Source organism: Actinoplanes cyaneus (assembly GCF_016862095.1).
GTDB lineage: Bacteria > Actinomycetota > Actinomycetes > Mycobacteriales > Micromonosporaceae > Actinoplanes > Actinoplanes cyaneus.
In genome coordinates this window covers 1-573 of sequence record NZ_BOMH01000065.1, presented here as the reverse complement: position 1 = coordinate 573, position 573 = coordinate 1, and the positions used below count along the sequence as shown (strand labels likewise).

General features: G+C 73.6%; 1 protein-coding gene. It reads right to left on the bottom strand.

What is annotated here, in order from left to right:
- Positions 1-63: 63 nt before the first annotated feature.
- Positions 64-432 carry a hypothetical protein gene (locus tag Acy02nite_RS37430; protein ID WP_203752390.1) on the bottom strand — a complete coding sequence of 123 codons (369 nt, stop codon included), beginning with the start codon at positions 430-432 and terminating at the stop codon, positions 64-66.
- Positions 433-573: the final 141 nt, after the last annotated feature.

Genomic DNA, 573 nt, shown 5'->3' with positions numbered 1-573 from the left:
GGGGCACGCTCAGATCACCGCGACGCCGCACCCACTCCCGGCACCAGCGCGGCTCCCGGGCTCTCAGCCCGGGTTCCCGACTCCGTCAGTGCCCGGACGCTCCGGCGCCGGAGGAGTGATGACGGACAACTCCAGCACCGCGGACAGCTCAGCACGGCCCGGTCCGCCCGCCTTCACCCAGCCGGCGATGTCGTCCAGCACCAGATCGTCCAGCACCAGCCCGAACCACACCGGTCGCGCCCCCGCCCGCCTCGCCTCGGGCGTGGGTTGCACCACCAGCACGTTCGCCTGCGCGCAGACATCCAGGCACAGGCTGGTCCGCACCCGGTGCTCCGGGCCGAGCGCCGCCCGGAGCCGCTCGATCTGCCCGTCGTGGTCAACCCCGGGATGCTTCGCGGGGCTGCCACAACAGCAGTCCCTGCACACCGTCACCGTGCATTCCACCCGCTCGTCCTCCACCACGCTCGCCACCCTACGGCCCACCACCCCGCACCCGGCCCCGCGCCCACCCGCCCAGCTCGGGCTGGCTTTCCGGGGTGCTTCCAGGGCGTGATGCACCCGTGAGGGCCAGGG